10 protein-coding genes are annotated in these 14,810 nt (G+C 69.5%); 7 read left to right on the top strand and 3 right to left on the bottom strand.

Annotation, left to right across the window (positions count from 1 at the left end; genetic code table 11):
* Positions 1-15: 15 nt before the first annotated feature.
* Both KF689_09215 and KF689_09210 read right to left on the bottom strand, forming a co-directional pair.
* Entirely contained in the window at positions 16-2,718 is a 2,703-nt protein-coding gene (locus tag KF689_09215; protein MBX3133547.1) for a hypothetical protein, read from the bottom strand.
* A gap of 4 nt (positions 2,719-2,722) precedes the next feature.
* On the bottom strand, positions 2,723-3,088 hold the full coding sequence (locus KF689_09210) for a response regulator (GenBank protein MBX3133546.1): 366 nt from the start codon (positions 3,086-3,088) through the stop codon (positions 2,723-2,725).
* 137 nt (positions 3,089-3,225) lie between these two features.
* Here KF689_09210 and KF689_09205 point away from each other — a divergent pair, with 137 nt between their 5' ends.
* From KF689_09205 to KF689_09195, 3 genes are read left to right on the top strand one after another with little or no spacing between them, the layout of a single operon-like run.
* The gene (locus KF689_09205) at positions 3,226-5,151 is read left to right on the top strand and encodes a response regulator (GenBank protein ID MBX3133545.1); all 1,926 of its coding nucleotides are present in this window, start codon (positions 3,226-3,228) and stop codon (positions 5,149-5,151) included.
* Positions 5,148-6,218 (top strand): HEAT repeat domain-containing protein, encoded by a 1,071-nt coding sequence (locus KF689_09200; protein MBX3133544.1) that lies wholly within the window; start codon positions 5,148-5,150, stop codon positions 6,216-6,218. Before KF689_09205 ends, KF689_09200 begins: the two co-directional genes overlap by 4 nt.
* Positions 6,215-7,648: a glycosyltransferase family 2 protein gene (locus tag KF689_09195; protein MBX3133543.1), complete on the top strand. Its 1,434-nt coding sequence runs from the start codon at positions 6,215-6,217 to the stop codon at positions 7,646-7,648. Before KF689_09200 ends, KF689_09195 begins: the two co-directional genes overlap by 4 nt.
* 7 nt (positions 7,649-7,655) lie before the next feature.
* Here KF689_09195 and KF689_09190 read toward each other — a convergent pair whose 3' ends face one another.
* Positions 7,656-9,629: a response regulator gene (locus KF689_09190; protein MBX3133542.1), complete on the bottom strand. Its 1,974-nt coding sequence runs from the start codon at positions 9,627-9,629 to the stop codon at positions 7,656-7,658.
* A gap of 116 nt (positions 9,630-9,745) precedes the next feature.
* Between KF689_09190 and tal the strand changes: the two genes are divergently transcribed.
* The 4 genes from tal to KF689_09170 are packed head-to-tail and all read left to right on the top strand — an operon-like array spanning position 9,746 to position 14,478.
* The gene (tal, locus tag KF689_09185) at positions 9,746-10,891 is read left to right on the top strand and encodes a transaldolase (GenBank protein ID MBX3133541.1); all 1,146 of its coding nucleotides are present in this window, start codon (positions 9,746-9,748) and stop codon (positions 10,889-10,891) included.
* 4 nt (positions 10,892-10,895) lie between these two features.
* On the top strand, positions 10,896-12,323 hold the full coding sequence (pyk, locus tag KF689_09180; protein MBX3133540.1) for a pyruvate kinase: 1,428 nt from the start codon (positions 10,896-10,898) through the stop codon (positions 12,321-12,323).
* Positions 12,320-13,099: an MBL fold metallo-hydrolase gene (locus KF689_09175; protein ID MBX3133539.1), complete on the top strand. Its 780-nt coding sequence runs from the start codon at positions 12,320-12,322 to the stop codon at positions 13,097-13,099. The genes pyk and KF689_09175 overlap by 4 nt, the downstream gene beginning before the upstream one ends.
* The gene (locus tag KF689_09170) at positions 13,096-14,478 is read left to right on the top strand and encodes a glucose-6-phosphate isomerase (protein ID MBX3133538.1); all 1,383 of its coding nucleotides are present in this window, start codon (positions 13,096-13,098) and stop codon (positions 14,476-14,478) included. Before KF689_09175 ends, KF689_09170 begins: the two co-directional genes overlap by 4 nt.
* Positions 14,479-14,810: the final 332 nt, after the last annotated feature.

Genomic DNA, 14,810 nt, shown 5'->3' with positions numbered 1-14,810 from the left:
GTCACGCCGCCCCGCCTATGGCTTCGGGCCCGACTCGGGAATGGCCCGGAAGGCCTCCTGCATCGCGGCGAAGGCCGGCTTGCGCTCGGCGTGCCATCGCGGTGACTCCCACGCGGGCCAACGCCAGGTGGGCGGCGCCGCGAACCCGGTGCCGGCTGCAGCGGCAGGCAGCAACTCCCCGGTCCGTACCGCGCGGGGCGAGGCAGGATTGTACGACTGCACGACGAAGCGGAATCCATCGGTGCCCCGGCCCGCCGGGTCGCTGCCGTCCACACCGAAGAGCACGTGGTGCGACGAGGGATCCATCACGTGCAGCAAGCCCCAGGGCAGACGGATCTCAATCGTGCCGGTGGCGCTGTCGGCATACCAGTCGGCGAGCGAGGTCTCAGTCTGCCGTGCGTGTCGCAGCAGATTGCGCTCGATGCGCTGTGCCGGGAAGACGCGGCCGTCGCGTCCGATGGTGCGGCGGTTGGGCGTGACCCACACGGTGTCGTAGCGCCCGTCGGTGTTGGCGTGAGTCTCGAACGGCCGGTTGTACACGGACTGGAATTCGATGGGCCGTGTACCGGGGATGGCCGCGAAACGATACAGGTTGTACGGAGGGTCCACGAGGAGGCGTGAGGCATCCGGACCAGCGAGGTCCAGCACGAACTCCAGTCCCACGGGGCTCGTCTTCCCTGTGTACGGCATCCGCGTGTCACCCCGCGCGCGGTCGTAGGTATCGATCCCGATGAGGTAGCGTGCGCTGCCCCAATCCACGGTGCCGACGTCGAGGCGCAGGTACACGTAGGCCTCATCGTGCGCGACCCAGAGTGCGTCGAGTCGCCGCGCCGGATGGGAGTCGCTGGTGCCGGCCTGGCGCGTGTAGAGCGGTGCGCGCCCCGCCCAGTCGTCGCGCATCCCGTCAATCACGATGGCCGAATCCCGGTGGCCCGCTCGCATCGCGATGAGGCCGTAGTGCTGCTCCGCGTCCAGCGCATTGAGCCACAGTCGATTGCGCTCCAGCGGCTGCTCGAAGTCGATCACCAGCCAGTTCTTCTTGAACCACTCGTCGATGAGCGCGAACAGCCCCACGCCCGCTGCGCCGCTGGCGGCGATGTCGCGGGTGAGTCGCGCATTGATCTCCGCCTGCGCACGCTCGTCGTGCCCGCCGTGATGCCAGCCCTGCGGTTGCAGGTGCGCATTGCCGCGGCTGCTTGGTACGCCGTACTCCGAAATCACGACTGGCATTTCGCCGTGGTGTTCAATGAGCTCGCGCAGGTAGCCGAAGTAGTGCGACGGTCCCTCCGGGCTGCGCGCCTGCGCGTAGCCGGGGTCGAGCACGAGGAAGTCTGGATAGTACGGATAGGCGTGGTACGAGGCGAACAGCCCGGCCGCGAACTCCGGCGTCGCGTGCATCCGCATCGCGTCGAGCGCGATGACGTCGTTGTCATACTCTCGGGACGCCTCCGGAACGCGCTCACCGCGGCGCCGGAGCCACTCGGATTCTTCGGCGCGACTGGACTCGGTGGGGTGGTGCAGGGGGTCGAGCGTCGGCCAGTTGGTGTAGGCGAGTGGTCGCTGGGTGTTCCAGCGCGCCGTCTCGTAGGCAACCATCGAGTCGGCGACGCTGGCCAACCACACGTCCACCGCGTTGCCGCCGTCCACAGTGACGTAGCGCCCGCGGTAGCTCGTGCGTGTGGGATGCCGCGCCGCATAGGCTTGGACGGAATACGGTTCCCACTCGCGACCGAGGATGTAGCCCAACGTCCAGGGCGAGACGTCGGCTTCGTACATCCCGCTCGCGTGGCCCGGCCGATGCGGGATCGCCGCGTGCCCGTGAATGAGGTCCACCACGTCGCGCATCTCCGCGAGGAACGCCGCGTGCCACTGCGGGTCGTCGTAGTCCTCCTCGTGTTCGCCGGGCGGCAGTTCCGTCCACACGCCGTGTACCAGCCAGAGCGCGGAATCCGGGTGCGCGAGGTTCCACTCGCGCAGCGCGCGGTAGAAGTGCGGTGGGTGGACGGTATAGGCGCGCACGCTGTTGGCACCGAGTTCGGCGAGGTCGCGGATCCACGCGTCGTAGGTGCCGTCGTCTGGCGGGAACTCGGCGGGGTGCTTGCCCGGCAGGGCAGCCCCGAGATTGACCGCCTTCATCCAGAACGGTCGCCAGCCGCCGCGACCGTCGGGGATCTCGAAGATGCGCCGCCCGGTGCGCGCCGCGAGTTGCCGCTGCGTCGGCCGCGGGCGCGGCGGTAGCGCCGCTGCGTCGACCGGTGCGGGAATGCGCTGCAGGTAGTCGCGGACCACGGAATCGCCGGGCGCGAGCGAATCGGCGAGGAGGAATGCGGCGCGGGCGCGGGCCAGTTGTCCGGCGCGGAAGGTCGCGAGGCCGAGCCCGATGGCTTCGTCGGTGTCGCGGACGCTATCAACCGCGAAAGCGGTGTCGAAGCGCGCGATCGCGAGGTCGACGAGGTCGCGCCGCAGCGCAACGTAGCCGAGTCCCGTCCAGGCGCGTCGGGCTTCGCGGCAGAAGGAGACCCCTCGGCGAAACGCGCCTTCCGCAGCGGCCACGTCGCCGTTCCGCCAGTGGGTCCACCCGCTATCGATGACCAGATTCGCGGCGGCAATGTCGCAGTCCACGGTCCGTTCTGGGGACGCCCTACCTGCGGCGCGCGCGGCGAGCAGGGCCATCGTGCCAAGCGCCAACAGTACCACGAAGCGCGCGCGCGGCTGCATCCGCCTACTGTCCGAGGGTGACGAGAAGCTCGCCGGCGAGCGTGAGCGGGTCAAACGGCTTGGTCAGGCAGGCCACCGCGCCGACCTCAAGCGCGGTATCCTGTTCTCCGCGCTGGGCACGGGCGGTGAGGAAGACGACCGGGATATGTGCCGTCTCCGGGTCGGCCTTGAGGCGGCGGCAGGTCTCGTAGCCGTCCAGTTCCGGCATCATCGCGTCGAGCAGAATGGCATCCGGCTTGTGGTCCTTCACTCGCCGGAGCAGTTCGGCACCTGAGGGCAGGATCTCGGCCTCGATGCGGGGTTCCAGCCCGAGGGCGAGCTCCAGGATGGTCCGGATGTCCGGTTCGTCGTCGGCGCAAAGAAGTCGCATCGGCGCAATGTCGCTCAGCGACCGCTACACTCGCAACCGGCGCAACACGTTCTGACATCGGGCTGTCCTCGGCCGCCTCCGTGCGCGATAATTCCCAGTGCCAAGCCCGGCGCAGCCCCGACCCTTCTCCCCCTCCGATGGCCGGTTCCGCCGATCTCAATGCCGTGCTCGCCGAGTTGCGCGAGAAGTATCTCGCGACGAGCGGGAACACGCTGACGGCGTTTTCGGAACTTGCCGAGCAGCTATTGCGCGACCCGGCCGCGCCGGAGGTCGTGGACGCGCTGCGGCGCGAACTGCACCGGGTGCACGGGACGGCCGGCAGCTACGGGTTTCACGAGGCCAGCCGCCTCGCAGGCGCACTGGAACCGGTCGCGGTCAAGTGGGCGGGCGACCCGGCGCTCGACCGGGACCGGCGCGCGGGAATCGTGCGCCAGTTCGTGCGGGCGCTCGCGGCCTCGCTCAAACCGGAGGGCGCGGCGGAACCCGAGTCCGCCGCCGACAAGGCACCGGAGCACCGCGTGCTCTTGGTTGAGGTGCCGGACGCCGCTGGTCCCGCCATCGTCGCGGAGGCGATGCACCGCGGCTACGCCGTGGAGCAGGTCACGGCGCTGGGTGTGGGCGCGGTCTTTGAGGCGACGCCGCCGACAATCGTCATCGCCGGGGCCCACGTACCGCTGTCGGTGCCTGAGGGTGTGCCTCTCCTCTTGCTGCGTGGCCCTGACGGTCAGGTGGCGCCCCGTGCCGCAGGCGCACGGTTGCTGGAATCCTCCACGGACGCACGCGAAATTCTGTTGATGGCCGAGTCCTTGGCGACGCGCGCCGGCCTGGTGGGTGTCACGCTGCTGATCGTGGACGACGACGAGGATATGATCGCGGTGCTGCGCGCGATGACGGAGCGACAAGGGATGTTCGTCGAGGCGCGGACGGACGCGCGCCAGATCGCCGAGACCATCGAAGAGGTGCAGCCGGCGCTGGTGCTGCTCGACATCGGGCTTCCCGGCGTGAACGGCCTCGTCGTGACGCGCGAGCTCAAGACGGACGACCGCTTCCGTGACCTGCCATTGATGTTGGTGTCCGGTTCCACGGACGTGGACACCCGGACCGCAGCGTTCGTCGCGGGTGCCGATGACTTCCAGTCAAAGCCCGTCGTGGCCGAGGAGTTGCTACGGCGCATCGAGCGCCTGCTCGAGGCGGCGCGGCAGAAGCAGCTCTCGCGCGGCATCCATCCCGGGACGCGGCTCCCGCTGCCGCAGCGCGCGGTCCGTGCCTTCGACGAAGCGCTCGTTGCCGCTGCGGCTCTGGCCCAGCCGATGGCAGTCGCTGTGCTACGTCCGCTCGATCCCCCCGACGGCGTGCAGCGTGCCGCCCTCTGGCACCGCGAGCTGCGACTCTTGGCCTCAGCGCTCTCGAGCGAGCGTGTGCAGGCCGGCTTCCGCGACGAGACGGCGGCGATGTTCCTCTTCCCGATGAAGGCGGCCGTCGCGCTGGCGCGCCTCGAGCCGTACGCCGAGGCCTCGAGGGCCGACCTCGTGCCGTGGAGCGCTGGCGTCGTGGAGCTGTTGCCCGGCGCCGACCCGTCGGCGTTGCGCTTGGCGGGCTTGGCCGAGGAGGCGTGGCTGGCCGCGCGCGACAACGGCGAGTACGTGCGGCGCTGGGACCCGGCGGACACCGGTATCGCGCCGGACGTCATCGTCGTGGAGGACGATGCGGCCCTGGCCGACCTCGTCACCTTCGCCCTTGCGGCGCGTGGCCTCACGTGGGTGCGCTATCCGAACGGCCCGGCCGCGCTGGAGGGCCTGCGCACGATGCGCGTGCGCGGCCGCTCGCCAATCGTGCTGATGGACGTGGACCTTCCAGGGCTCGATGGATTCTCGCTGCACGAACGATTGCGGGTGGAGCGTCCGGGCGTGTTCCGTGTGGTGTTTATATCCGTGCACGCGTCGGAGGCGGACCAGCTCCGCGCCATCCGGGCTGGCGCGCTAGACTATCTCGCCAAACCGGTGAGCCTGCGCGTGTTGATGGCCAAGATTACTGGCTGGCGGGCGCGGGGTACCCCGGAGTGACCGCCCAAGTCGTCCTTGGCGTGGTCGGCGTGGTGCAGTTGGTGTTCCTGAGCCTGCTACTCGCTTTCGTCGTCATCCGGCGGCAGTACGACCGCGCCCGCCGCGGTGCCTTCATCGCCGGCAAGACGGCGTTGGCCGCGCCCCTCCGCGACTGGATTGTGGCCGGTGCGCACCCGGAGCCGGTGGTGCGGGCGCTGCGCAACCTGCCGCGCGGCACGGCGGTGGGGTATGTGTCCTTGCTGGCGCGGGAGACCATCCCTGCAGCCCAGCGCAACGAGCTGGCGGTCGCGCTGCGCGGCGAGCCCTGGATGCAGCTGGCGATGCGCCGTCGTCGCTCGCGCTTCTGGTGGCGGCGCCTCGAGGCCGCCCGCGCGCTCTCCATCGTCGGGACCACGAGGGACCGCCACGCGGTGCGGGAACTGCTGGGCGACCGGCATCCGGCCGTGCAGATCGCGGCCGCGACGGCGCTGCCGCGCGTCGCCGACGCGGCGCTCTACGGCCAGGTGATGGATGACATCTTCGAGATGCCGAAAGTGGTGCGCGGCTATCTCACGGGCGTGCTCCGGCAGTCGGCGGCGGAAGCGGCGGTGCCGCTGGCGTTGCGCATCCGCCACGGCACGGAGGCCGCCGAGGTGGCGGCGTGGGTGACGCTGGCGGCCTCGCTGGACGATCCGCGCTCACTCGATGCCTCGCTGACCCACGTCGCGCATCCCTCGGCCTTCGTGCGGCGCAGCGTGGCTCGAGCGTTGGGCCGCTTTGCCGGGCCCGACGCGGCGCGCGCCTTGGCGGCCCTGGTGGCCGACCACGATCCCACGGTGCGTGCCGCCGCCGCGCGTTCGCTCGGCGAACTCGGCGCCGCCGGTGCCACGCCGTTGCTCGCGCCCCTGGTCGGCGATCCGGTCTGGCAGGTGCGCCTGCACGCCGCGTTGGCGCTGGCGCAACTCGGGGAGCGGGGCCGCGCCGCGCTGCGCGCCGCGCGTGAGGGCAGCGACCGCTTCGCCCGCGATATGGCCACGATGGTCAGCGGCCTCTCCGACGGCGCCTTGTTGGAGATGGGGCAGGGATGACCGGCCTCGACTGGCTCGACGCGGCACGCACCCTGCTGTGGTGGGGTGACCACGCGGCGCTCGTGTACCTGCTGCTGCTCAGCACCGCCTATGCGGTACTCTTGCTCCTCTCGATTCCCGAGCTTTGGAGCCACTGGCGCCTCGCGGCGGACGAACACCTGCAGCGCCTGCTCGCCTCCGACGCACTCCCGCCCCTGTCACTGCTGGTGCCGGCCTACAACGAGGAGGTCACGATCGGCTCCAGCCTGCTGAGTTTCCTCACCCTCGAGTATCCCAACCTCGAGGTCGTGGTGGTCAACGACGGCTCCAAGGACGCCACGATGCAGGCCCTGATGCGGGAGTTCGACCTGTACGAGGTGCCGCCGGCGTTCCCGGTGTCGATCCGCACGCAGGCGGTGCGCGGCTACTACCGCTCGCGGCGCTTCGCGCGCTTGCTCGTCATCGACAAGGAGAACGGCGGCAAGGCCGACTCCCTCAATGCCGCGATGAACGCGGCGCGGCACCCGTTCGTCGTCGCGGTCGACGCCGACACGCTGATCGAGCCTGACGCACTGATGCGCTTGGCCCGCCCCTTCCTCCTCGGCGCCAATGTCGCCGCGGTGGGCGGCACCATCCGCGTTGCCAACGACTGCACCGTGGAGATGGGCCGCGTCACCGAGGCGCGGGTGAGCAGTCGCTGGATGGTCGGCTGCCAGGTTGTCGAGTACCTGCGTGCGTTTCTCTTCGGCCGCCTTGGTTGGAACCACCTCGGCGGCAACCTCATCATCTCCGGCGCTTTCGGCTTGTTCCGAAAGAAGTATCTGCTGGCGATCGGGGGATACAAGACGGGCAACGTCACTGAGGATATGGACCTCGTCGTACGTCTGCACCGCTACCTGAAGGAGCATCGAATCGAGGCGACGCTGCCCTTCATTCCCGATCCGGTGGCGTGGACCGAAGTGCCGGCGTCGGCCCGCGTACTTGGGCGGCAGCGCGAGCGTTGGCATCGCGGCCTCATCGGTACGTTGTGGGCGCATCGCACGATGCTCTTCAACCCGCGCTACGGGCCGGTCGGGATGCTGGCAGTGCCGTTCTACGTCTTCGGCGAACTCATCGCGCCGTTGGTCGAACTGTGCGGCTGGCTGGCCCTCGCGCTCGGCTTGGCGCTGGGGGCCGTGGACTTCGGCTTCGCGCTGCTGTTCTTCTTGGTCGCGATTGGTTACGGCACCATCCTGTCCATCTGGGCCGTCCTGCTCGAGGAGTTCTCGTTCAAGCGTTACCGCCGGCGTCGCGATTTCTGGAAGCTGCTCGGCTTTGCCGTCGTTGAAGGGCTCGGCTACCGGCAGATGACGGTGTTCTTTCGGCTGCAGTCCTTCTGGAAGCACCTGCGCGGCGTGGAGAGTTGGGGCAAGATGACGCGCGAGGGCTTCGGCACAAAGAAGCCGGCCTGAGTGTCGCTCAGCCCTGCAACTCGCGCTTGACGCGTTCGAGCAGCGACTGCTCGGAGTCGCGCGTCTTCACGAAGGCGTCGCCGATGCGGATGCCGGAGTCCTTGAGGTCCTTCACGCCAAACTCCGTCGCCGAGTACAAGAGGACGGGAAGCCCGCGATAGCGCGGATCGGCGCGCAGACGCCGGGCCAACGCCAGGCCGTCCATTCCGGGCAACCCGTGGTCGACCACGACGACCTTCACGGGGAAGCGGCCGAGACCACGCATCGCTTCGGCGGCGTCGCGGGCGGCGATGGCGTGGGCGAAGGGTTCGAAGAGCGTGCAGAGCACCTCGCGCATCGAGTCGTCGTCCTCGACCACCAGCACGGCCGGTCGCCGATCCTCGACGCTCTCCGGCTCCGGCGCGATGGGCAGCACCACGCCGAACCGCGTGCCGCCGTCCTCGACGTTCTCGAAGCCGATGCGGCCGCCGTGCAACTCGGTGATGGCCTTGGCGATGCTGAGTCCGAGGCCGGTGCCACCGCTCTGGCGCGAGGCCGCCCCGCCGGCCTGCTGGAAGCGGCCGAAGATGCGAGACTGGAACTCGGGCGCGATGCCCGGGCCGTGGTCGCGCACCCCGATGCGCACCCCCTCGGGTTCCAGCGTGGCCGAGACTTCCACCGGCTCGCCCTTGGGCGAGAACTTGACGGCGTTGGAGATCAGGTTGGTGAAGACCTGGATGAGGCGGTCGGAGTCGCCGATCAGCTCGACCTCTTCCATCTCGTGCAGGACCAGGGGGACACCGGTGTCGCGCGAGAGTCCGTCGAGGCCGGCGATCGTCGTCTCGAGCAGCGGACGCAGCCGTACGCGGTCGCGCCGGATCTGTACGTGGCCAGCGTCCATCTTCTCGATGTCGAGAATGTCGTTGATGAGCCGGATGAGGCGGTCGGTGTTGGTCAGGGCGATGCGCAGGAGCTCGCGGCCCTTCGGGCTCAGCTCGCCGCCGGCACCACCGAGCAGGAGGCCGAGGGCGCCGCGCATTGACGTCAGCGGCGTCCGCAACTCGTGGCTCACCGTGGACACGAAGTCGGCCTTGAGCCGCTCAAGCTCCTTGAGCTTCTCGATGTCCTCCTGCAGTTGCCGCTCGCGGATGGCGATGCTCTGCGCGAGGCGATCGAAGGTCAGCGCCAGTCGCGCCATCTCGGCATTGGGCGCCTTGTGGTGGTTGGGCAGCCGCGCATCCTCGTAGCGGCCGGCATCCAAGGCCTCGGCGGCGCGCACGACTTGATTCAAGGCGTAGGACAGCAGGCGCATCATCAGCGTCAGCGCCAGCAGGAAGACCATCACCGCTGCCGCGCGGATGAGGAAACTCTCCCACTCGTTCCGTGCGGTGGCCGTCTCGATTTCGGCCTCCAGCGCCGTCAGGTTCTCGCGCACCAGGCGCAGCATCCGTGCGTGTTCGGTGCGCAGGGCGTCGATCACGTTTGCGCCTCGTTCGACGCGGGCGAGGCCCGGCGTGCCTGGGCCAAAGGCGTTGAAGCCCTGCCGCCGCCGCACCTCGAAGTTGGGTGACGCAATCTCTTGGTCGTACAGCGCAATCTGCACCCGCATCCGCTGCAGGCGGCGCACGACGTTCAGGTCCTGTGCAACCTGGTCGGCGACGACGCTCGCGTCGGCCTCGAACGAGCGCCGTGCGGCTTCATACCGCACGCCGTGCGCTTCATCGCCGGAGACGACGAAGCCACGTACCGCCGCCGACATCCCATTCAGCGAGCCCAGCATCCGCACGGCAGCGACCTCGGCGAGGTGCAGGCGGTCCAACTGCTCGGCGCGTGACCGCACCTCGGCTGCCACGATGTCGGCCGCGAGGCGGGCGGTGAGAAACCACGCGAGTGCCACGACCATCCCAATCGCCGCTAATTGCGCCGTGAGGGGCAGGCGGCGCCACCACCAGGCGCGGCGGACGGCACCGCTGGGGCCGGACGGCGGATCGTTCAGGCGCATCGGTCAGGAGCGAAAGGCATCGGCACGAAAGCTGACGCGCGGCGGCGTTTCGCGCCATTCACCCCGGCAGGATGGTAAATTGACGGCTCGCCTCCCCCACTCCCTGTCCCGTGCCGATGTCCGCTCCGACGCCCCTCCACGCCCTCCACGCCGCCGGCCAGTCCATCTGGCTCGACTTCATCGACCGCGCCCTCCTGCAGGGCGACACGCTCGCCCGCCGCCTGCGCGACGATGCGCTCACGGGGATGACCTCCAACCCGACGATCTTCGAAAAGGCCCTGGCCTCGGGCACGGCCTACGATGCGCAGCTGAAGGCCGCCGCGCCCGGCAAGACCGCGTGGGAGCTCTTCGAACTGGTCGAGACCGACGACGTGCGCACCGCCTGCGACGTCTTCCGCCCAGTGTACGATGCCTCGAAGCAGCGTGACGGCTTCGTGTCCATCGAGGTGTCGCCCGGGGCCGCGCACGATGCCAAGGCCACCGTCGCCGAGGCGCACCGCCTCTGGCAGACCGTGGACCGCCCCAACGTGATGATCAAGGTCCCAGGCACCGATGAGGGCTGCCTCGCGCTTGAGCAGCTCATCGGCGACGGACTCAACGTGAACGTCACGCTGCTCTTCGCCGTCGCCGCGCACGAGCGCGTGATCGACGCCTACCTCGCGGGCCTCGAGCGTCGCGCCGCCGCTGGCCAGCCGCTGGGACACGTCGCCAGCGTCGCCTCGTTCTTCGTCAGCCGCGTGGACTCGGCCATCGACGCCGCCCTCGACGCGCAGGTGAAGGCCGGCACACTCGCGGCCGACCGCGCCACTGCACTCAAGGGCAAGGCGGCCATCGCCAACGCCAAGCGCGCCTACGCGCTCTTCACCCGCAAGTTCAGCGGCGAGCGCTGGGCTCGCCTCGCCGCGCTCGGCGCGCAGGTGCAGCGCCCGCTCTGGGCCAGCACCAGCACCAAGAACCCGGCCTACCGCGACACCATCTACGTCGAGGAGCTGATCGGGCCCGATACGGTCAACACGATGCCGCCGAACACGCTCGAGGCATATCGTGACCACGGCGTGACCAAGCGGACGGTGGACGTGGGGCTCGCCGAGGCAGATTCCCTGCTCGCCGAACTTGGCACGGTGGGCATCGACCTTGATGCCGTCACTGACCGCCTCCTGACCGAGGGGCTGGCCTCGTTCCAGACCTCGTTCGATACGCTGATCGCCGGCATCGAACAGAAGACGGCCGCGCTCGGTCACGCGGCCGCTACCGGCCGCTGATCCCGTGACCACTCCCCCCGCGGGCACCCCCTCCACCGGCGTCACCAAGATCGTCGCGACTATCGGGCCGGCTTCCGCGTCGCCCGATGTCATCCGCCGGCTGATCCACGCGGGGATGAACGTCGCCCGCCTCAACTTCTCGCACGGCGCGCACGAGCAGCACGCGCGCACGGTCGAGAACATCCGCGGCATCGCGCAGGACCTCGGCAAGCCCATCGCCATCCTCGGCGACCTGCAGGGCCCGCGCATCCGTATCGGTGCGCTGGCCGAGGCCATCACCATCGAGGAAGGCCAGACGCTGGTGCTCGCGCCGGAAGACGCGTGCGGGGCGGGGGAGATTCCCATCACCTACGACGCGCTCGCGGCCGACGTAATGGTCGGGGGCACGATTCTCGTCGACGACGGCCTCCTGGCACTCGAGGTGACGAAGGTTGACGCCCCGCGCGTCCACGCGAAGGTGCGCTACGGCGGCCTGCTCAAGAGCAACAAGGGGATGAATCTCCCCGGCATCGATGTCTCCGCGCCGAGCATCACCGACAAGGACCGCGAGGATATTCAGTTCGCCATCGAGCAGGACCTCGACTACCTCGCGCTGAGCTTCGTGCGCCGGGCCGAGGACATCGCCGAACTCAAGGCGATGCTACCCAAGGGGATGCTCGTCGTCGCCAAGATCGAGAAGGACTCGGCGCTGGAGCGCATCGAAGCCATCCTCAAGGCCACCGACGCGGTGATGGTGGCCCGCGGCGACCTCGGCGTCGAATTGCCCTTCGAGCAGGTGCCGCTGCAGCAGAAGCGCATCATCGGGCTGGCCAACCGCTACGGCCGGCCGGTGATCACCGCCACGCAGATGCTGGAGTCGATGATCCAGAACCCGCGCCCGACGCGGGCCGAGGCCAGCGACGTCGCGAACGCCATCCTCGACGGCACCGACGCGGTGATGCTGTCGGCCGAGACCGCCGCGGGCCTGCATCCGGTGCTGGCGGTGCAGGCGATGCGGCGCATCGCGACCGCCGCCGAGCAGGCGCCGGTGGAGCGCGGGCAGGGCATCGACCGCCTCAAGCCCGGCACGGCGACGGTCGAGGAGACCATCGCCTCGGCCAGCGTGACGGCGGTGCGCCTGCTCGGCGCGCAGACCATCGTCGTCTTCACCAAGAGCGGCTTCAGCGCCCGCATCGTCGCGGCACGACGGCCGAACGTGCGCATCGTCGTGCTCACGGACAACATCCGCACCTACAACCAGCTCGCGATGACCTGGGGCGTGACGCCCTTCCTCGTGCCGCACTGCGACACCTACACACAGATGACGGCGCTGGCCCGTGAGCTCTTGGTGAAGCACGGGATCGCCGTGCCGGGCGAGCGCGTGGTGATCACGGCCGGCGTGCCCTTCGATGTTCCGGGCACGACGAACCAGCTGAAGGTGGAGACGGTGTGAAGCTGACCTTCCTCGGGACGGGGACGAGCTTCGGCGTGCCGCAGATCGGCTGCGCCTGTGCCGTGTGCCGCTCCGAGGACCCGCGCGACAAGCGCACGCGTGTCGGCGCCGTGGTGGAAGACGCCGGCCTGCGCCTGCTCATCGATACGCCGCCCGAGCTGCGTCTGCAGCTGATTGCGGCCGGCATCGATCGCCTCGACGCGGTGCTCTTCACGCACGAGCACGCCGACCACACGCACGGCATCGACGACATCCGGGCCATTTCGGTGCGCCGCGACGGCGCGTTGCCGATGTACGGCCCCAAGGAGACGCTGGACGGCCTCACCAGGCGCTTCTCGTACATCTTCGATGCCGCGATGAAGCCGCTCCCCGGCACCAGCAAGCCCGAGGGTTTCGCGCAAGCGCTTGCGCCGGGTGTGCCGACGCGCATCGGGCACCTCGACGTCACCGCCGTGGCGCTGCCACACGGCCGCGTGCGCGTGTTCGGCTACCGCATCGGGCCGCTGGCCTATGTCACCGACGCCAAGGAGCTCACGGACGAGGCGGTCGTGGCGCTCAGGGGCGCCGAGGTCCTGGTGCTCAATGCGCTGTTCCGGACCTCGCATCCCACGCACTTCTCGATCGGAGAAGCGGTGGACGCCGCACGTCGAGTCGGCGCCCGGCGGTGCTACTTCACCCACCTGACCCACGAGACGTCCCACGCCGCGCTGGCCGCCGCGCTGCCCGACGACATTCAACCGGCCTACGACGGCCTCTCCGTGGAGTTCGGTTCGTGACGATTCGTCTGGATGTGAGCGGGATGCTGCGTGCCGCCGTGCCGAGCGGTCCGGACGCGGACGCGCTGAGCGCGCTTGCACCGCGCCTGCAGTCCGCGGTCGCCGGCGCGCAGGCGATGGCCGCCCGTGGCGTCCTGGGCTTCCGCGAACTCGAGGCGCAGGCAACCGAGCGACAGCGCGTGAGCGACTGGGCGAGCAGCGCGCGTCCCGGCTTGGACGACGTGGTCGTGCTCGGCATCGGCGGATCGGCGCTCGGCGCCGTCTGCCTGCGCACGGCGCTGCTGCCGCGCGACTGGAACGCCCGCAGCTCGGCGCAGCGCAACGGGCGGCCGCGGCTGCACGTGCTCGACAATGTGGATCCGCGGAGCGTCGCCGGCCTGCTGGACCTGGTGAACCTGCCGCGCACCCGGGTGCTGGTGATCTCCAAGTCCGGCAGCACGGCCGAGACGATGGCGCAGTATCTGCTCGTGCGCGATCGGCTCCGCGCGGCCGGCTTGCCGCTGCGCGAACACCTCGCGTTCATCACCGACCCGGAGAAGGGTGCCCTGCGCCGCGTGGCCGACGCCGAAGGCATCCCGACCTTCGTGGTGCCGCCCAACGTCGGCGGACGCTTCAGCGTGCTCTCACCCGTAGGCACGCTGCCGGCCGCGCTGCTCGGGCTCGACATCGCCGCGCTGGTCGCCGGTGCCGTCGCGATGCGCGACCGCTGCCAAGGGGCGAGCCTGCGCGAGGACCCGGCGCTCGCCTTCGCGGCGCTGCAGTGGCGTGCCCAGCAGGACGCTGGACAGGCGATGCACGTCCTGATGCCTTACTCAGACGCGTTGCGCGACCTCGGGCCCTGGTTCGTGCAGCTCTGGGCCGAGTCGCTGGGCAAGCGCACGCCGTCTGGCGCGCACGTGGGCCCCACGCCCATCGCGGCCGTCGGCGCGACGGACCAACACGCTCAGGTCCAGCTCTTTATGGAGGGTCCGTGCGACAAGACGGTGACCTTCGTCGACGTCGAAGAGCACCCCTCGGACGTGGCGATTCCGCACGGCAGCGGTGATCCCGCGGAGCTCGCGTACCTGAAGGACCACAGCTTCGCCGAGTTGCTGCGCGCGGAGTGTCGGGCCACGGCGGGGGCGCTGGCGCAGGGAGGCCGTCCCACGATGACGCTGCGCGTCACGCGCGTCGACGAGTGGCACCTCGGCGGGCTCTTTATGTTCTTCGAACTCGCGACCGTCTATGCGGGGCAACTCTACGGAGTGGATCCGCTCGACCAGCCCGGCGTCGAACTCGGGAAGCAGCTGACGTACTACCAGTTCGGGCACCCCGACTGGCAGCAGATGCGCGCCGTGTGGGAAGCGTTGCCGCTCTCCGATCCCGATTGGGTGCTCTGAACGGCGGGTCACCACAGAGGGCACAGAGGGCACAGAGAACGGCAACCGCAGACTGCTAAGTCGAACTGCTGAATCAAACTGCTTTGAACGCAGAGGCGCAGAGTACGCAGAGAACTACAACTGCTTTCCTTGGGGGTTCGCACCGATAGCTCGGTGCGGGCCCCCAAAGAATTTGCAGTTACGGTTGCAGTTCTCTGCGCCCTCTGCGTCTCTGCGTTGAAAAAGCGGTTGCCGTTCTCGGCGTCCCTGCGTTGCACCGGCAGTGGCAGTGGCAGTGGCAGTGCTCTGTGCCCTCTGTGCCCTCTGTGGTGAATTGTCGTTGCCTCCACCCG

Source organism: Gemmatimonadaceae bacterium, assembly GCA_019637355.1.
Classification (GTDB): domain Bacteria; phylum Gemmatimonadota; class Gemmatimonadetes; order Gemmatimonadales; family Gemmatimonadaceae; genus Pseudogemmatithrix.
This window is presented reverse-complemented; position numbering and strand designations above follow the sequence as displayed.